Origin of the sequence: Butyricicoccus porcorum (assembly GCF_002157465.1) — a bacterium.
Taxonomy (GTDB): domain Bacteria; phylum Bacillota; class Clostridia; order Oscillospirales; family Butyricicoccaceae; genus Butyricicoccus_A; species Butyricicoccus_A porcorum.
Map to the genome: position 1 here is coordinate 21,702 of NZ_NHOC01000018.1, position 18,600 is coordinate 40,301.

Here is an 18,600-nt window from a genome sequence, read left to right on the forward strand (position 1 = left end):
GCGCCAAGCAGGGTGGAACCGTGAGATGAATTGTCATCCCACCCCTGATTTGAGTCAGGGGTGGGATTTTTTTCTGCCCCCGTGAAAATAAGGAGGAATTTTTCATGGCAGACAATCAGTATACGTTTGAAAATGAGCAGTACCGCAAAACCTACTGGCATACCTGCTCGCATATTCTGGCACAGGCAGTCAAGCGCCTGTACCCGGAGGTAAAGCTGGCAATCGGCCCGTCGATTGACAACGGTTTCTATTATGACCTCGATTCCCCGTTTGCGTTCACACCGGAAATCATGGAAAAGATCGAGGCAGAGATGCGCAAGATCTGCAAGGAAAAGCTCAAGCTGGAGCGCTTTGAACTGCCGCGTGCGGAAGCGCTGGAATTTATGAAGGACGAGCCGTACAAGGTCGAGCTCATCAATGACCTGCCGGAGGACGCTGTCATTTCGTTCTACAAGCAGGGCGAATTTACCGACCTGTGCGCCGGTCCGCATCTGGATTCCACCGGCCGCGTCAAGGGCAATGGCATCAAGCTGACTGCCTGCAATGCGGCATATTGGCGCGGTGATTCCAACCGCGAGACCCTCCAGCGCATTTACGGCATTGCGTTCCCGAAGAAGGCGGAGCTGGACGAGTATCTTGCAAAGATCGAAGAGGCAAAGCGCCGCGACCACCGCAAGCTGGGCAAGGAGCTTGGCCTGTTTACCCTGATGGAGGAAGGCCCCGGCTTCCCGTTCTTCCTGCCGAAGGGCATGGTACTGCGCAACACGCTGATCGATTACTGGCGCGAGGTGCATAAGCGCTATGGCTATGTGGAAATTTCCACCCCGATGATGCTGAACCGCGGCCTGTGGGAGCGTTCCGGCCATTGGGATCATTATAAGGAAAACATGTACACGACCGTCATCGATGATGTCGATTTCGCCATCAAGCCGATGAACTGCCCGGGCGGCATGCTGGTCTACAAGTCCGAACCGCATTCCTACCGTGACCTGCCGCTGCGTGTCGGCGAGCTGGGTCTGGTTCACCGCCATGAGCTGTCCGGCGCGCTGCACGGCCTGTTCCGTGTCCGCTGTTTCACGCAGGACGATGCCCATATCTTTATGACCTGGGATCAGATGAAGGACGAGATCAAGAATGTCGTCAAGCTGTTTGATGAGGTCTATTCTGTCTTTGGCCTGGAATATGAGATCGAGGTTTCCACCATGCCGGAAGACCACATGGGCGATGAGAAGGACTGGGATTTCGCCACGGAGACACTGAAGGCTGCTGTCTCTGAGATGGGCAAGAGCTATGTCATCAATGAGGGCGACGGCGCGTTCTATGGCCCGAAGCTGGACTTCCATCTGGCGGATTCGCTGGGACGTACCTGGCAGTGCGGCACGATCCAGCTGGATATGCAGCTGCCGGAGCGCTTTGAGCTGGAATACACCGGTGCAGACGGCGAGAAGCACCGCCCGGTTATGATTCACCGCGTTGTCCTCGGCTCCATTGAACGCTTCATCGGCGTCATCACCGAGCATTTTGCCGGTGCATTCCCGACCTGGCTGGCTCCGGTTCAGGTCAAGGCCCTGCCGGTTACCGACCGCACCGCAGCGTATGCGGATGAGGTTGAAAAGGCACTGACCGCCGCAGGCTTCCGCGCCGAGGTCGATCACCGCAGCGAGAAGCTGGGCTACAAGATCCGCGAGGCACAGTCGCAGAAGGTTCCGTATATGCTGGTTCTCGGCGACAAGGAACAGGAAAACGGCACAGTTTCCGTCCGTGACCGCAAGGGCAAGACGACTGCCATGCCGCTGGACGAGTTCATCTCCACGCTGCGCGAAGAGGTCAGCACCAAGAGCCGCGAAGAACTGATCTGATTTTACTCCTCCGGCTGCTCGAGCGAGCGGCGCAGCATCGCGTCGGCATGCAGGCTGACCTGATACAATGCGCCCGGCTCGAGCGGTCCGAAGGCAAACCGTCCAAGCTCATCGGTATAGGTCACATGGACGACGCGATCCGGTTCGGTCTTTCCGGAAATGGTCAGGACTGCGAGCGCCCCGGCGACAGGCTTGCCGCTCTGGTCGACGGCAGTGCCGAGCAGCGCCGGACGCGTGTCCGGGCGCAGGGCTACGGTGGTTTCTACCTGTTCCCCGGCTGACGGGCGCACATAAAAACTGGTATACATCATCAGCACCTCCTGTGGCAGCGGATCAACTCTGTTTTCAGCGTATGACTGCGGCCGCAAAAGGTGCAGGAAAAAATCCCGCAGGTTTTTCTGTAGCTGCGGGGCAGAAAGGAACGTAACACTATGAAAATGAGCAGTATGCTCGGCAGCCGCTTTAAAGAGACTCCGGCGGACTGTCAGCTGGACAGCCATAAGCTCATGGTGCGCGGCGGCTATATCAAGCAGATGACAACGGGTATTTACTCGCTGTATATGCCGACCAAGCGCATCACCAAAAAAATTGAGAATATCATTCGCGAGGAAATGGATAAGATTGACGGCCAGGAGGTCATGTTCCCGGTTGTTATGCCGGCATCGCTGTGGCAGGAATCCGGCCGGTATGACTCCATCGGCAGCGAGATGGCGCGCTTCAAGGACAGAAGCGGCCAGCCGGTTGTTCTGGGCATGACGCATGAGGAGGCCGCTGTGCATCTGGCGCGCGGCGCGGCACAGTCGTACACCAACTATCCGTTCATGATCTATCAGATTCAGACCAAGTTCCGCGATGAGCCGCGCGCACGTGGCGGTCTGATCCGTGTCCGCGAGTTTACGATGAAGGATGCCTATTCTTTCCACACCTCGCAGGAGGATCTGGAGCAGTATTATGAGAAGTGCTACACGGCGTATGAGAATATCTTCCGCCGCGCAGGTATTCCGGAGGTTGTCGCGGTCAAGTCGGATTCCGGCATGATGGGCGGCAGCGTGTCGCATGAATTTATGCTGCTGACCGACTGCGGCGAAGATACCATTGTCCTGTGTGACTGCGGGTACCGCTCCAATATGGAGGCAGCGGACTGCATCGTCGAGGCACCGGAGACCGAGGAAGCACCGCTCACCAAGGTGCTCACCCCGGAGACCAAGACCATTGAGGCAGTTTGTGAATACCTGCATGCACCGGCAAACGCTTCGTGCAAGGCGGTTGTCTATCAGAAGAATCTGACCGATGAATATGTCATTGCATTTATCCGCGGCGATCTGGAGGTCAACGAGACCAAGTTGCGCAATTTCCTGGGCGAGGAGATCCATCCGGCAGAGATCACGCAGGAGAGCGGCATTGTTGCGGGCTTTATCGGCCCGGTTGGCCTGCCGGAAGGCGTGACCTATGTCATCGACAAGTCGGTTGCCGCACTCAACAGTTCGGTCTGCGGCGCAAACGAAGAAAATTACCATTACACCGGCTATAACGTCAAGCGCGACACGCCGGACGCGCAGATTGCGGATTTCGCAAAGACCTATGAAGGCGCAATCTGCCCGGTTTGCGGCAAGCCGCATATCCGCATCAGCCGCGGCATTGAGGTTGGCAATATCTTCCAGCTCGGCACCAAGTATACCAAGTCGATGGAGATGACCTACATCGGACAGGATGGCAAGCCGCACTATCCGATTATGGGCTGTTACGGCATCGGTGTCGGCCGTCTTGCCGCTTCAGTCTGCGAGGTCAAGCACGACGATTACGGCCCGATCTGGCCGATGTCCATCGCACCGTGGCAGGTTCACATCTGCGCGATCAAGGCAACAGACCCGGAGGTTCGTGCGGTTGCCGACGAGCTGTATCAGAAGCTCCAGGATGCAGGTGTTGAGGTCATTTACGATGACCGCAAGGTCAGCGCGGGAAATATGTTCTCCGATGCAGATCTGCTGGGTGTACCGGTTCGTGTCATCGTCAGCCCGAAGACGGTCAAGCGCGGCGCTGTCGAGGTATCCAAGCGCGACAAGTCGCTGCGCGAGGATGTCGCACCGGAAAATGCAGTGGAGTACGTCGAAAAGCTGGTTCAGACGATGCTGGACGAGTTTAAATAAACAGAATAATGAAAATGGACGGCAGGCCGGGGGAGCCTTTCCCTCAGCCTGCCGTATTTTATTTGGAAAGGAGCTGCCAATGGGAACAATGATCTGGAGCCTGACCAAAACCGCCGCAGGCTCGGCAGATGTCCCTGTGAGCGCGGAGGACGCGGCACAGGCGACAAATACCGCAATTGAGGGCGTACAGTCGATTACCAGCCTGTTTCATCTGCCGACCTGGGTGGGGCGGGCGATCTTTATTGTGCTGGTTGTTGTCGTCATGCTGTGGCTGGTTAAGCTGATCAATAAGGGCTTCCGGCGCACCATGGATGCGATGCAGGACAACAATCAGGACGCCACGCTGCTGTCATTCGTACGATACGTCGTGCTGGCAATTGTTTACTTTGCGGGCGGCGTGGTCATCGTGTCCAGCATTCCGGGCGCGAGCGATTCACTTAATGCGCTGCTGGCATCCGGCGGTATAGTCGCAGTCATTCTCGGCTTTGCCTCACAGGATGCGCTGAGTAATATCGCCGGCGGCATTATGATCCTGACGTTCAAGCCGTTTGTCATCGGTGATTTTGTGCGTTATATCGATGTTGGCGTGTCCGGCACGGTGGAAGACATCTCGCTGCGGCATACGGCAATCCGTACGCCGGAAAACAAGAGGCTCATCATTCCAAACGGGAAAATCAATCAGGGCGTCATTGAAAACGCGAACTATGCAGACAGCCGAGTTTGTGAATTCTTTAACGTCAGCATTACCTATGAGAGCAATCTGGAGAAGGCAATTGGCATCCTGCGGGCGGAGGTAATGAAGCAGCCCCTGCATTTGGATGTACGTGACCCAGAGACACAGGACGATGAGCCGGAAGTGCAAGTTGAAGTTGTGGAACTTGCAGATTCTGCTGTTGTGCTGCGCGCATGGCTGTGGGCGGCTGACCTGAGCAGCGCCATGAAATTAAAATTTTCGCTCAATCGCGCAGTAAAAGCCCGCTTTGACGCGGAAGGAATTGAATTTGCCTATCCGCATATCACGATAACAAAATAAGAAACTGCGGTATCTCTCCCTGTCCGGCGCATGTGCGCGGGACGGGGATTTTTTGTATGTTTGGGACTCTGACAGGCGAGATTGTTACGATTTTCACATTCGTCAACCTATACAAAAACTTTACGTTTGAATTGTAGGGAATAAATAGCGTGAAAAGGTGAAATGAAGCAACATGCACAAAAAGTTTCTGAATAAACTGTGAAACATTATGGATGATTGCGCTTGCAGAAAAAGTTGGAAGTGTGTATGATATAGCCAAGCTGAGGGAAGGAAAACCAAGGCGGCAGACAACAAAAAGTTGTCTGAAGCAGTTCCGAAGGAAAAGCCAAAGCTCCGGCTTTCGGAACTTCGATTGAAACGGAATCCGTGCTGTGAAGCGCAGAGCAGAGGCTCCGGGCACACAGAAATCGAAAATCCGCTTCATGAAATTTTTGGAGGTGAGACTATCATGAATCGTTTATTCGATCAGATGGTTAGCAGGTATCATAAGACGCTGTGCAGCCGGAAAATAGAAGAGACGATAACTGCTTATTCCGGCAAGTAAGTCGCCTGCAAAAAAAGATAAAGGAGTTGAACCAATTATGATTCGATGGTTTGATGAGTTGACAAGAGCACGCGTCATGGAACTGGCCAGGGAACACATGGTGGAGCTGCAAGGCGAAAACATTTCCGACGTGACCCGCGCAAAGAAGCACTGAGCTTCGATCACACAGAAATAACCCGATGGATAACATATAGGAGTGACAAACATGAAGTTCTTCTCTGAACTGGCAAGAGCACGCATGATGGAACTGGAAAACGAAAAGGTTTCCTACCTGGTTCATGCAAAGAAGCACTGAGCTTCGATCACACAGAAACAACCCAATGGATAACATATAGGAGTGACAAACATGAAGTTCTTCTCTGAACTGGCAAGAGCACGCATGATGGAACTGGAAAACGAAAAGGTTTCCTACCTGGTTCATGCAAAGAAGCATTGAGCTTCGATCACACAGAAATAACCCGATGGATAACATATAGGAGTGACAAAAATGAAGTTCTTCTCTGAACTGATCCGCGCACGCATGATGGCAATGGAAAATGAAAGAGTTTCCTGCATGGCTCATGTCCGCGCAAACAAGCACTGACAATTACAACAACTGACATCTGAGGTGAAACTGCCCTGTGGTTTGACAAAATGAGCAAGAGCGCAATTCTCGGTATGAGAATGCTGACTGATGGATACGTATCGCGTCAGGAATTCGATGATATGATTCACGAACATCGCGCTCAGTACAAGATCTGATCTTATTCACACACAAGTGATTGATAACAAAGGAACGATGACGTATGAAGTTTTTTGATAACGTTGACAAAACAATGATGCTCAGCGTGATGCTCGGCACAAGAATGATGAATGGTGAATATGTATCGCGTCAGGAATTCGGCGATATGGTTCGCGCACATCGCACACAGAATCACATTTGATTGCATTCACACCCAACTGATTGACAACGAAGGAGCAATGACATATGAAGTTTTTTGATAATGTTGACAGAACGATGATGCTTGGCATGCGTATGATGTACGGCGGAAGCGTTACCCGCGCTGAGTTCAACGATATGATGAACGAGCGCCGCGCACACAGCGAGCACTGATTGCATTTGCCGGTCATCCATCCGGCAGACAAACCGCCTGTAAGACGTATAAAGACCCGGAAGAAGGGAATGCTATGAAACGAACTGCAATGACCCGAATCCGATTCGCAGACCGGCACATTCCTGTGACCATTCGTTCTCAGGAATTCCCCGGAGCAAAAGGTCTGTAATCGTCCGAGAGGAGGACTGCCTGTATGAAGGGCAGAGGATTTTTCAGCGAACTTGTCCGTGCAAGAATGCTGGGACTGGAGTGGGACCGGGTAGAAAGCCGGATCCGCCTTGAACGGAACGCACGGAAAAAATCAGATAAGTGACCGCAAACACAAATGGACGAAGCGGCGTTCCCAACCCCGGACAGGGGCGGCGGAACGCCGCTTTTGTGATATATTCGGGAAAAACCATGACAGAATACGCTTCCTGTGGTATGATGGTAGAAATGCAGGAAACGGAGGCGGCGAATATCAGCTGGAAAAAGGAAGAAATACGGCAGGTGCGCCGCAGTGCGGACCTCATCGGCATCGTGGAAATTGCCAGCATATTGATCAATTTGCTGCTGTATCCGATTGTCCGGCTGCTGCCGGTGTTGGAAGAGGGCAGTCTGGGCGCAGAGGTGTATGACCTGCTGCTGTACCTGATTGTATTTGCCATTCCGGTGACTGTGGCAGCGCGGTGGACCGGTATGGATGTGGATGATCTCATGGGACGTGGGAGACCGTCCCCGACCGTCTACCTGATGACCATCGGGCTGACGCTTGGCTGGTCGTATACGGCGAGTTGGCTGGCTGGCGGCATGGAAGTGCTGCTGAATGGATTTGGACTCACTGAAGCGCAGGATGTTTTTGTCATGCCCGCAGGCGGTGCGGCGATGGCGGTGCGGTTTCTCTCGGTCGCCATCATCCCGCCCATTGTGGAGGAGCTGTGTTATCGCGGCTTTTATCTGAGTACAGCGGTGCGTTCGATGGGCACCTGGGGTGCCATTGTACTGACATCATTTGCGTTTTGGCTGGCTCATTACAGCGTGGAAATCCTGCCGCTGGCATTCGGCTTCGGTCTCATCGGCGGTTATATTCGGCGGCGCTATGGCTCGCTGCTGCCGTCCATGTGCGGGCATTTTGCGGTGAACAGCATTTATCTGCTTGTCAATGCCGGCTGGGAGATCGGAACGCGCGCCGGCACGGGAATTTCGCTTGTGGTTTCACTGGCCGAAATTTTGTTTGGCGCAATCGGTGTGATGCTGTTTGTACGCGAAGGATGCCTGAAGGAGATCTGGGACGGCACATTTGGGCACCGTTCGGCGCTGACACCGCGTGAACAGGCACGGGCTGTGCTGACCAGCCTGCCTGCGCTGCTGGTGCTGCTGACAGCGGTTTATTTTATGGCAAAAAATCTGGAGGCACTGTGACAGCATGACAGAACAGGAAAAATATATGAAGGCAGCACTCCGGCTGGCGAAAAAATCCGCAGAAGAGGGCGAGGTGCCGGTCGGCTGCGTCGTTGTCTGTGACGGAAAGATTGTCGGGCGCGGGCGCAACCGCCGGGAAACCAAAAAAACCGCGCTGTCCCATGCGGAAATCGAAGCCATTGGCAAGGCATGCAAAAAGCTGGGTGGCTGGCGGCTGCACCGCTGTGACCTGTATGTGACGCTGGAACCATGCCCGATGTGTGCGGGTGCAATCATCAATGCGCGCATCAAAACGGTCTATTACGGCGCAGATGACCCGAAGGCGGGTTCGTGCGGCAGTCTCATCAATCTGTTTGATGTGGCTTACAACCACAAGCCGGATATTGTGCGCGGACTGATGAAGGATGAATGCGCGGGTGTACTGACGGACTTTTTCCGCGCGCTGCGCAAAAAACGCAAGGAAGAGCGCAGACTGCTGCGCGAGCAGAGTGGAGACGCGCTGCAAAATCCGGAGACGGAAGAGGTGAAATGATGAGCAGTGTCAGCATCAGACTACGCGGCAGCCATGCGGCTGGGATTGAGGCATTGGCCAATGTGTTGAAGGAGGAAATCAATGCCGAGCTGATTGCGGAAAGCTGGAGAAGCCTGCATGATGTGCGTGTGGTTTTGCTTTCATTTGAGCGGTATTTTTTTCGCAACGGAAGCTATGCGAGCCTTACGGTGTTGCTGACAGAGAGCCAAGACATGCAGACTGCGGATATTGTCGGCTCCGGCGGAGGGGAAGGCCTGTTCAATATCAGCTGGGGAGCCAATTCGGATTTCGCTGAGATGGCCGCAGAGTTGCTGCGCAAATATGGCTTTTGTGAAGAAAGTCAGTGGCCGTGACGGAGAAAATCTGTCCATCGGCGCGCACAGAATAAACCGCAATAAAAAAAGTCATGACCGGTCAGATCATGACTTTTTTTGTCTGTATGGATTACTGCATGACTGCGCCGCAGACGATTGCGCCCACCAGGCAGACGACCGACAGAACGGAAAACAGCAGCTGATGGTGGAATTTCCGATCAGCCTTTTGCTTTGCCGCCGCGACATCGACAGCGTGTTTTTCGCCGTGGTTGAACAGCTGCATGGCGCGTCCGTCGCGCTTGGCAATAGAATCATCGGACAGCTTGTCTGATTCGACGGCGAGCTGGTTCCAGTCGTGCGTCAGGCGGAAATACATGCCGATGGCGCCGAATACCAGAAATCCGATGAGGAACAGAATCATGAGAGTTTTCATTGCAATACCTCCGGTTTGGCACAAAAGACAAAGCGGATGGAAGGCATTCCATCCGCTTTCTGCCGCTGTTCCTCAGCCCAGCAGGACGAGGAACAGCGAATCAACTACAAATACAATTGCGAAAATCTTGGTCAGGTTCGCCAGAACCGCTTCAATACCGGTTGCCTTGTTGGAGCCAAAGAAGGTCTCCTGTCCGCCGCCGATTGCACCGGACATACCCTGACTCGGCGCCTTCTGCAACAGAATCGTGACGATCAGGAACAGGCAGGCAATAACCTGAATAATAGATAAAACAGTAACGACCATGAAAGAATCAACCTCCGAAAAAATGAAAACAGCGGCGTATTTCACGCCGAAATTCCCGATAAAATCAAACAGTGAGATTATCATAGCATACGCCGGACAGATTTTCAAGGGAGGATTGTCCATCCGGGACATACTTTTTGGAAAACAGGCGGATTATTTTACCTTTCCAACGGTCAGCTTCACACGGTTGGCGAGTGCACGCCCATGCGCATTGACCCAGCAAGTGCCGTCGGACAGGTCGACCACGCACAACCGACCGCTGCACCAGCCATAGCCGTCCTCCGGACGCTTGCGTTTTTCCTCGTGCTTGTATTTTTTGATGGCTTTCTGTGTCGCGCGGTCAGGTGCGCCGGCAGTCAGCACCACCATGCTCAGCATGGAAAATCCATGGGAAGGTTCCGACCACGGCACATATCGCGCTGCCATGTCGTCGAGCACCGCACAGTAGTCGCGCACAGTGGTCTCGTCCAGTGCTTCGCACACATCGAAATAGCAGAATTCATAGGAACGCACCGACTTGCCGTTTTTTAGAATCAGCGTGGAAGTGTCTTCGCAGACATACGACCCGAACAGCGGAAACCGGCGCGCACCGAATTCCGCGTTGGAGATCAGATGAAAATCGCGATTCATATCCGCCTGAAAGGCATCGAGATATGCTGCGGCGCGGGTATAGAGATCCATTGACCCTTCCTCACTCTGCCGGGTACAATCCGGCCTCGGTCATGCGGCGCAGCGCTTCGACGACGACCGGCTTGTCCTCCTGATAGGTGACGCCGTACCATTGTGCGGCAGTCTGTAAAACCTGTGCGGTCGCGCGTCCTGCCTGAATTAGGCTGTCAACCGCAAACGGGAGATAATATTCTCCCTTCATCGGGTTGTTCGGCAGCTCATTCTGTATAAAGGTCTTCAGGCCGGCATCCAGTTCGTCGAGGAACGACGGGGTAAAGCCCCACATGTTCATGGAAACCAGCGTGCCCTCTGCGATTTCACCCGCCTCAGGGTCGGAAATGACGCCGTCCGCGCCGCGGGAGATGGCAGTGCGTTCGACGATGTCGGTCAGATATCCGTTTTCATCCGCCTCACAGATGCCGCGCGATACCGTGCCGTTTTCGGTCAGCGTGTTTTCAACGCGGTAGCCGACCATACAGTACCGGTATTTGTCGTCGTCCTTTGCGTCCTTTAAGTAGTCATACATGCACTGGAATGCCTCTGCACCGTAGAAATCGTCCGCGTTGATGACGGCGAACGGCTCATTTACCACACCGCGGATGCAGTATACCGCGTGGCCGGTGCCCAGCGGCTTGATGCGGCCTTCCGGCATGGTGCAGCCCTCCGGCAGCTTGTCCGGGCTTTGGAATACATAGTCTACCTGCATGAGTGCTTCGGCGGCGTTGCCGATGCGCTCGCGGAAGGCATCCAGCAGTTCTTCCTTTATGATAAACACAACGCGGCGGAAGCCGGCCTTCCAGGCGTCATAAATAGAATAATTCATAATGATCTGACCGTTCGGGCCGACCGGATCGATCTGCTTGAGACCGCCGTAACGGGAGCCCATGCCAGCAGCCATAACGACGAGTACCGGATTTGCCATGGTAAATGTCCTCCTTGCATGCCTGTGCAGCAGGCATTTTTTCTGCGTCTATTATACGGGATTTTCGGCATTATTACAATAGTTGTCGGTTGTCGTTTACAAAAATGCGTCAAAATTGTGAAATTTTCTCGAAAATCGCCGTGTGCCGGTTGCATCCGGGCGCACAGGCGTGTATGATTAAACTATATTATGATTTCCCGGAGCGGAAGAAAGGGAGTTCACCTGTGAACCGCGATTCAAATAACAGCAGAAAAAACGGAAAAAATAAATATTATGACCAGTATGGCCAGCCGGTGGATGAATATGGCAGACCGGTTGACCGCCATGGCATCCCATATGCCGAATATGACAAAGATGGAAATCCGCCGCGAAAGGGTGCGTCCGCACAGCGGAAGCAAACCCGTCCGCAGGCAAAACAGACCGATGGAACCTCGGGCAGGCGGGTGTCGCCAAATGCAAACTCCCAGAAGCCGGGGGCACAGAAGAAAAAAAAGCGCCGCCTGCCGGTTGTCCGTATCATTCTCATCGCACTCGTCGCCGTACTTGCGCTGGTGGTGTGGGACATCAACCACCTGTTGAACCAATACACCTATGACGACACCAATGAGAGCAGCCTGTCGGCCAATACAGAGGACGGCATTATGACGCTTGCGCTGTTCGGCGTGGACACGCGCGAAAACTGCGACAGCGGCACACGTGCCGATGCCATTATGATTATGAGCGTCGACCCGGCGCGCAGCTCTGTCAAGCTGGTGTCGCTCATGCGCGACAGCTATGTCGAGGTTCCGGAACACGGCAAGACCAAGCTCTGCCATGCCTACGGCTATGAGGACGGCGGGCCGCAGCTGATGCTCGAGACGCTGAACAATGCGTTTGATATGAACATCACCGAGTATATGACGGTCGATTTTGCACAGATGGCGTCGATTATCGACGCAGTCGGCGGTGTTACCGTCACGCTGACCGAAGATGAGCTGGCGGAGACAAATAAATTTATCGATGAATACTGCTGGGAAAATAATATGCCAACCCAACGCATTGAAGCCGCCGGCGAGCAGGAGCTCAACGGCATTCAGGCGATGACCTATGGCCGCATCCGAAAGGGCAATACCGGCGGCGACTGGCAGCGCACCGAGCGCCAGTCCGTCGTGCTCAATCAGGTATTCTCCAAGGCAACGGGCAACCCGATTACACTGCTCAAATTCCTGCACGGACTGATGCCGAATATCACCTCGTCCATGAGTAAGGCGGACTTCTGGTATATGGGTCTGCGCACGATTGTGCACGGAATGCCGTCGATGGGTCATATCCGCCTGCCGCTCGAAGGCGAATGGCAATATGGCACGACAAGTGACGGCATGTCGGTCATCCAGTTTAATGACAATGTGCTGGCGCACCACCTGCACGACTATATCTTCAATGATATCACTCCACAGGCCATTGAAGACTGAACAAATATAAAAAGATGCATCGCGGAATCCGGTTCTGCGGTGCATCTTTTTCGTGTAGGAACAGTTCGGCGGATCAGCCGACCGTGCCTTCATCCGGCGTGAAGATGAAATCAATCAAGCCGGTGGTGGCAGAGGCGTTGACAAGGGTGACGTTGACCGGCATGCCGAGATGGTAATTTTGCCCGGTGTGCTTGCCGAACAGCGTGATGCGCTCGGGATTGAACTCGAACCAGTCATTTTTCATCGTATCCAGCCGCACCATGCCTTCAATCATGTTGTCCAGCTGGACATATACGCCGAAGTTGGTGATGTTGGAAATATATCCGTCAAACGTATGGCCGATATACTGTGAGATATAATCCGCCATATACAGCTTTTCGATCTCGCGCTCGGCAGCGTCGGCGGCAAGCTCGCGCTCGGTCGATTGCAGTGCCGCCTGTTCGCACAGGGCAGTCAGTTCGCGGCTGCCCTGATCGCCCGCAAGCATGCGGGTCAGCATGCGGTGCACGACGAGGTCGGGATAGCGCCGGATCGGTGAGGTGAAATGCAGATAATATTTGGCTGCCAGACCGTAATGTCCGAGGCATTCGGGCGAATACCGCGCGCGGGCAAGCGAGCGCAGCAGCATGGTCGGCAGCGCCTGCTGCTCCGGATTGCCTGCGGTCTGGTCAAGGATGCGCTGGAGCTGATGGGTATCTGTCAGATCCTTTTCGCGCAGACGGTAGCCGAACAGGCGCGCCTGTGTCGCAAAGGCGCGCAGCTTATCCAGATCGGGATCTTCGTGCACGCGGTAGACGGCAGGCATCTGATGGCGGAACAGCGCTTCTGCGACCGCTTCGTTTGCGATCAACATAAATTCTTCAATCAGGCGCTCGGCATCGCCGCGGCCGCGCTTTTCCACACCGGTCGGGTCGCCGTTGCGGTCACACAGGATGACCGGCTCCGGGATGTTCAGCTCGAGCGCGCCGCGCTGCATGCGGCGATCGTGCAGGGTTTTGGCAAGTGCATTCATCTCGTCGAGCACCGGTGCGATATCCTGCCGCAAATTGCGCTCCTTCCAGTCGCCCGCGAGCATGCGGTTGACCTGTGCATAGGTCAGGCGTGCATAGGAGCAGATGACCGAACGATGGAAATCGGCAGAATAGCGCGTGCCGTCCTTGCCGAGCTCGATAAATGCGGAAAATGCAAGGCGGTTGACGCCGGGATTGAGCGAACAAATGCCGTTGGACAGCGGCAGCGGCAGCATCGGGATGACCTGATCGGCATAATAGACCGAGGTGCCGCGCTTGAATGCTTCCTTATCCAGCGGGGAATCCGGCGTGACATAATATGATACATCCGCGATGTGCACGCCGAGGCGGTAATGTCCATTGGGCAGTGTTTCGAGGGAGACGGCATCGTCAAAATCCTTTGCGGTATCGCCATCGATGGTGAACAGCTTCTGACTGCGCAGATCGAGTCTGCCGACCCAGTCCTTTTCCTGCACGAACAGGGGGATGTGTTCCGCCTGTTCCATCGCGTCCTGTGGGAACGGCGCGGAGATATCGTGCTCATACAGGATGGCGGCGGCAGCGGCATCGCGCGTCAGGCCGGAGCCGAATACGCGCGTGACAACGCCCTGCGGCAGGAATTTCTCGTTGCCGCGGAACAGCACCTTGACGGCGACGCGGTCGCCCGGATGAGCGTCTCCAATGTGTTTTTTGCTGATGACGATTTCCGGCAGCTTGCCGCTGTCGTCGCGGAACATCGTCATTTTGCCACGCATGACGATGCAGCCGGTGACGTCATCGCGTGTCTGCGACAGAATGCGCAGCACTTCTCCCTCGCAGCGGTTCGGCTTGTCGCTCTGTCCACCGCGGTGTGCATCCTGCCGGACGCGGACGAGCACGCGGTCGCCGTGCCAGGCATCTTTGCCGCGGTGCGGCGGGATGAAAATGTCTTCTCCCTTGCCCGATTCCGGGCGGACAAACGCGTAGCCGCGCCCGGTCGCACAGTAGGTGCCTGCAAGGCAGCCGAACGCTTCCGGCCTGCCGTAACGGTTGCTGCGCGCGCGCATCAGGCTGCCTTCGTCGACGAGCTCGGCGAGCACACGCACGAGGTCACTGTGTTTCGGGTGTGCGCCGCGCCCGTCCAGCGCGCGGATGATATCATCCTGCGTGCAGACGCCCTGAGCGGCTTCTATAATCAATTGCTTCAGTACTGTATCTTTGCATTCAGCGGTCATTGCCGTCACGCCTCCGTTCCTCGAAAAGCTCTCTTTCCTGTTATTATACCAGATTTACCGCGGAAAGCATACCGTATGTGCAGAAAAAACGGGAAGCGGCACTGATTTGCGCGCAAAAAAACGGCTCCGTAATCACGAAGCCGTAGCCAACACTTTGCATTTGAATTCTATGCAATAAATTTAAGAATGATTTGGAATAACAGGATCGCAGCAGATATATCATACCGTTTTGATTCAGCTGCCGTTTGGCTGATCTGCACGTTCGCACGATTCGGAGAGGAAACACAACTCCCGATGCGGAACAAAAAGAGGAAAACCAGATCGCTGATCGATGGTTTATCATATCCCTCCACTACAGATTCGGAACTGTTCGGTGCCATACAGGTTCGGTTGTTTTGACGATACGGAGGCACATCCGGTAGCATGTTGCTGATGAGCGATAGCTCAGTGCCCGGTTATCTGTCGTTCAAGCGAAATGTAATTCAGGTATCCGGAAGGGGGTTCTCCTGCTCGGAAACCGGAACGATCAATCCGACCCACCTCGATGCGTTTTGCCGGGGATTGGGGATACGTGCTACATCGGAATGTCTGTCATGATCCACCATCGGTCTTGCCGTCAGGCACCCAACGGGATAAAAGCTGAACACCGGATTTTGGAGGACGCAACCGGAAAAACCGGAGCGTGAATCTGTCAATGGCTACGAATTGGAAGTGTACCCGGAGGCTGTTCGGATCGGTTATCCGGCCAGTCTGCTGCGAGTCCTGCCGTTCCAATGCTGTTCATCTACCATCGGACTCACCCGCTTTCGATAGACTTCTACTTTCAAAAGGAGCCATCAGAATGTCTGATATGTCTTGGCTCTCTTTTAATGTGAATATATATTACCACAACGGAGTGTTTTTGTCAATAACATTTTTGAAAAATGTAACGATTTTTTTTGAAAAATACGGCGGGAAGAAAGAAAAAATTGTTAAATTCGTAACTTTTGTTGCTTTTTAGGGCATTGTGTGCTATACTAAAAATGTTAGGGGATATACAGGATTATACAAATAGTAAATTTGATAAAATATATTTCGAGTTGTATTATTTCGCAGCCGAGGGAAAGGCGGGAAACGTGCAATGAAACACATTCTGCTGCTGTCCACCGGGGGCACCATTTCGTGCCGCGCGGGCGCGGACGGCCTTGCACCGCAGGCGGACGGGACACAGCTGCTGGGCGAGGTGCGCGTGCCGGAGGGCGTGCGCGTCGAGGTGCGCGACCTGATGTGCGTGGACTCCACCGATGTCACGGATACGCAGCGCCTTGCGATGGCGCGTGCCCTGTGGGAAAACCGCAAAACGTATGACGGCTTTGTACTGACACATGGAACGGATACCATGGCGTACACAGCCGCTTTTTTATGCCGCGTGCTGCCGGGCTTTGACCGGCCTGTGATCCTGACGGGATCACAGCTGCCAATGGAAGAGGATGGCTCGGATGCGCCGGAAAATCTGTCTGACGCGCTCGTCTGCGCTGCATCGGACTACCGCGGCGCGGCGGTGTGCTTTGCCGGAAAACTGCGGCGCGGCACGTGTGTGACCAAGGCGGATACGCAGGCGTTTGACGCCTTTTCCGGCGGGAATACGGGCTGTCCGCCGGACGGCGTGATCGACGACGGGGTGCTCACTCTTCTGGATATGCCGCAGCCGGAGGCACCTGCGCTGCGCCTGCCTGTGCCGGTGCGCGCGGCTGTGCTGCCCGTGACGCCGCTGCTGGATGCGGAAACGGTGCTCACCTGCTGCGGGCGCGATGTGCTGCTGCTGTACGGCTATGGTGTGGGCGGCGTGCCGGAAGCACTCGCGGACGCGGTCGCGCAGGTCGTCCGCTCGGGCACGCGTGTCTATCTCGGGACGCAGTGCGCCTGCGGGCCTGCGGACTGCTCGGTTTATGCGGTCGGACGGCGCATGCAGGCGCTCGGTGTGCGCTGTCTCGGCGCGCAGACGGTGGAGGACGCCATCGCGTGCATTCAGTGCGGGCTTTTGTAGCCAGTCGGCGGGATGTGCGCGGGGATATCGGCAAATTGTGAAAAACAACTGAGCGAATCGCCAAAAATTTGTTCTCTTTTTGTCTCGCATATGAGGCAGGTTTGCCGTATAATAGAAGATATATAAGTATCGGGCGATGCAGCAGGCAGTTGCCTTATCTGCCCGCCCGGGACATGGCACGACCATCCCTGAAAATAGCGAGGTATCTTATTTTATGGATAAAATGAATCTGGTTGTCGTGTTCGGCGGCGTTTCCTCCGAGCACGACATCTCCTGCATCTCAGCGGCCTCCATTCTGCGCAATGCGGATGCAGATAAATATGAGATTTATCCGGTCGGCATCACAAAATCCGGCAGCTGGAAGCTGTTCGAGTCGACGGATTATGACAGCGTGGAAAACGGAAGCTGGGAGACAAGCGAACAGGCTGTCCCGGCGATGCTGTCGCCGACCGCGGGACGCACGGCCTGCTTGTGCTGCGCGAGAGCGGTGCGGAGGTCATCCATGCGGACTGCGTCTTCCCGGTGCTGCACGGCATCGGCGGCGAGGACGGTACGTTGCAGGGTCTGCTTGAGCTGGCGCATATCCCGTATGTCGGCCCGGGTGTTGCGGCTTCCGCGTGCAGCATGGACAAGAGCCTGACCAAGATCATCGTCGAGCAGGAAGGCGTGCGCCAGGCGGCCTTTTATCTGGCGCGCCGCAGCGCATTTCGCGCGGACGCCGAGGCGGTCTGCGCCGAGGCAGAGCAGAAGCTGGGCGCTTATCCGGTCTTTGTCAAGCCGTGCAGTGAGGGCTCGTCCGTCGGTGTCTCTAAGGCGACCGACCGCGCATCCTTGAAAAAGGGTCTGGAGGAAGCCTTTCGCTATGACGCGAAGGTACTGGTCGAGGAATTCATCGACGGCCATGAGATTGAGGTCGCTGTGTTGGGCAACGACGCGCCGACCGCATCCGTTGCAGGCGAAATCGCGCCGAGCCAGGAGTTTTACACCTTCGAGGCAAAATATGTCGACGGTACATCCGGCCTGTACATCCCGGCGCACATCAGCGACAGCGCCATGGCAAATGTCCGCGAAGCGGCTGTCCGCGTCTATACGGCGCTCGGCTGCAAGGTACTGTCCCGCGTCGATTTCTTCTGTACCTATGCCGATGATGAAATCGTGTTCAACGAGATCAACACGCTGCCSGGCTTCACGAGCATCAGCAYSTATCCGAAGCTACAGGAGCACATGGGTCTGAGCTATTCTGCACTCATCGACGCGCTGGTTTCGCTGGCAATGGAGCGGTACGATGGATAACAGGGCGATTGGCGTTTTTGATTCCGGACTCGGCGGCCTGACCGCCGTGCGGCAGCTGCACCGCATCATGCCGGACGAGCATATCATCTATTTTGGCGACACGGGGCGTGTACCCTATGGCACGCGCAGCCGCCAGACCATCATCAATTACACCAGACAGGACCGCATTTTTGTGCAGCCACGACATCAAGGCGATTGTTGTCGCCTGCGGCACGGTCAGCTCGGTTGCGCTGGGAACGGTCAAGACGGAAAACACCATCCGATGGTCGGTGTTGTCAAGCCCTCCTGTTATACGGCGATGAAGCTGACAAAGAGCAACCGCGTCGGCATCATCGGCACGAAGGGCACGATC

Annotated in this window: 18 protein-coding genes and 1 pseudogene; 13 read left to right on the forward strand and 6 right to left on the reverse strand. The window is 55.1% G+C overall.

The annotated features are described in order from the left end of the window. Positions 1-104: 104 nt before the first annotated feature. Positions 105-1,859, forward strand: coding sequence for a threonine--tRNA ligase (thrS, locus tag CBW42_RS13010; RefSeq protein ID WP_087022369.1), 1,755 nt, complete (start codon positions 105-107; stop codon positions 1,857-1,859). Between the two features lie 2 nt (positions 1,860-1,861). Here thrS and CBW42_RS13015 read toward each other — a convergent pair whose 3' ends face one another. After that, positions 1,862-2,170, reverse strand: a complete 309-nt coding sequence (locus tag CBW42_RS13015; RefSeq protein ID WP_133058323.1) for a carboxypeptidase-like regulatory domain-containing protein — start codon at positions 2,168-2,170, stop codon at positions 1,862-1,864. Positions 2,171-2,290: 120 nt separating this feature from the next. Here CBW42_RS13015 and CBW42_RS13020 point away from each other — a divergent pair, with 120 nt between their 5' ends. The 7 genes from CBW42_RS13020 (at position 2,291) to CBW42_RS13040 (ending at position 8,963) form a co-directional block, all read left to right on the forward strand. Then, complete coding sequence (locus CBW42_RS13020) at positions 2,291-4,006, forward strand: proline--tRNA ligase (protein WP_087022375.1); 1,716 nt, start codon at positions 2,291-2,293, stop codon at positions 4,004-4,006. Positions 4,007-4,085: 79 nt separating this feature from the next. Further along, complete coding sequence (locus CBW42_RS13025) at positions 4,086-5,039, forward strand: mechanosensitive ion channel family protein (RefSeq protein ID WP_165761189.1); 954 nt, start codon at positions 4,086-4,088, stop codon at positions 5,037-5,039. Positions 5,040-6,368: 1,329 nt separating this feature from the next. Continuing rightward, complete coding sequence (locus CBW42_RS14775) at positions 6,369-6,506, forward strand: hypothetical protein (protein WP_165761190.1); 138 nt, start codon at positions 6,369-6,371, stop codon at positions 6,504-6,506. Positions 6,507-6,550: 44 nt separating this feature from the next. Continuing rightward, a complete protein-coding gene (locus CBW42_RS15190) occupies positions 6,551-6,676 on the forward strand; it encodes a hypothetical protein (RefSeq protein WP_273350481.1) in 126 nt (41 codons plus the stop codon). A 379-nt stretch (positions 6,677-7,055) separates the two neighbouring features. Then, positions 7,056-8,078, forward strand: coding sequence for a CPBP family intramembrane glutamic endopeptidase (locus CBW42_RS13030; RefSeq protein ID WP_165761191.1), 1,023 nt, complete (start codon positions 7,056-7,058; stop codon positions 8,076-8,078). Positions 8,079-8,082: 4 nt separating this feature from the next. Then, positions 8,083-8,610 carry a tRNA adenosine(34) deaminase TadA gene (gene tadA, locus CBW42_RS13035; RefSeq protein WP_087022384.1) on the forward strand — a complete coding sequence of 176 codons (528 nt, stop codon included), beginning with the start codon at positions 8,083-8,085 and terminating at the stop codon, positions 8,608-8,610. Then, positions 8,607-8,963: a DUF6054 family protein gene (locus CBW42_RS13040; protein WP_133058324.1), complete on the forward strand. Its 357-nt coding sequence runs from the start codon at positions 8,607-8,609 to the stop codon at positions 8,961-8,963. The genes tadA and CBW42_RS13040 overlap by 4 nt, the downstream gene beginning before the upstream one ends. Positions 8,964-9,054: 91 nt before the next feature. On the opposite strand, the gene CBW42_RS13045 is transcribed toward CBW42_RS13040, so the two are convergent. From CBW42_RS13045 to CBW42_RS13060, 4 genes are all read right to left on the reverse strand, one after another. Beyond that, entirely contained in the window at positions 9,055-9,357 is a 303-nt protein-coding gene (locus tag CBW42_RS13045) for a hypothetical protein (RefSeq protein WP_087022391.1), read from the reverse strand. A gap of 72 nt (positions 9,358-9,429) precedes the next feature. Then, entirely contained in the window at positions 9,430-9,663 is a 234-nt protein-coding gene (gene secG / locus CBW42_RS13050) for a preprotein translocase subunit SecG (protein WP_087022408.1), read from the reverse strand. A gap of 153 nt (positions 9,664-9,816) precedes the next feature. Beyond that, complete coding sequence (locus CBW42_RS13055; protein ID WP_087022393.1) at positions 9,817-10,344, reverse strand: hypothetical protein; 528 nt, start codon at positions 10,342-10,344, stop codon at positions 9,817-9,819. Between the two features lie 10 nt (positions 10,345-10,354). Next, a complete protein-coding gene (locus tag CBW42_RS13060) occupies positions 10,355-11,254 on the reverse strand; it encodes a nucleotidyltransferase family protein (protein ID WP_087022396.1) in 900 nt (299 codons plus the stop codon). A gap of 224 nt (positions 11,255-11,478) precedes the next feature. Here CBW42_RS13060 and CBW42_RS13065 point away from each other — a divergent pair, with 224 nt between their 5' ends. After that, positions 11,479-12,705: an LCP family protein gene (locus CBW42_RS13065; RefSeq protein ID WP_165761192.1), complete on the forward strand. Its 1,227-nt coding sequence runs from the start codon at positions 11,479-11,481 to the stop codon at positions 12,703-12,705. A gap of 73 nt (positions 12,706-12,778) precedes the next feature. Here the strand turns inward: CBW42_RS13065 and rnr are convergent, their stop codons facing one another. Next, entirely contained in the window at positions 12,779-14,929 is a 2,151-nt protein-coding gene (gene rnr, locus CBW42_RS13070; protein ID WP_087022402.1) for a ribonuclease R, read from the reverse strand. A gap of 1,120 nt (positions 14,930-16,049) precedes the next feature. Between rnr and CBW42_RS13075 the strand changes: the two genes are divergently transcribed. The 4 genes and pseudogenes from CBW42_RS13075 to CBW42_RS13085 form a co-directional block, all read left to right on the forward strand. Next, positions 16,050-16,955 carry an asparaginase gene (locus tag CBW42_RS13075; RefSeq protein ID WP_087022405.1) on the forward strand — a complete coding sequence of 302 codons (906 nt, stop codon included), beginning with the start codon at positions 16,050-16,052 and terminating at the stop codon, positions 16,953-16,955. Positions 16,956-17,178: 223 nt separating this feature from the next. Further along, positions 17,179-17,322, forward strand: a pseudogene (locus CBW42_RS15280) (D-alanine--D-alanine ligase A); the annotation flags it as partial. Positions 17,323-17,426: 104 nt separating this feature from the next. Next, positions 17,427-18,248: a D-alanine--D-alanine ligase family protein gene (locus CBW42_RS13080; RefSeq protein ID WP_330395867.1), complete on the forward strand. Its 822-nt coding sequence runs from the start codon at positions 17,427-17,429 to the stop codon at positions 18,246-18,248. Then, on the forward strand, positions 18,241-18,600 hold a 360-nt coding region (locus CBW42_RS13085), incomplete at its 3' end, for a glutamate racemase (protein ID WP_205703643.1). The genes CBW42_RS13080 and CBW42_RS13085, both read left to right, overlap by 8 nt.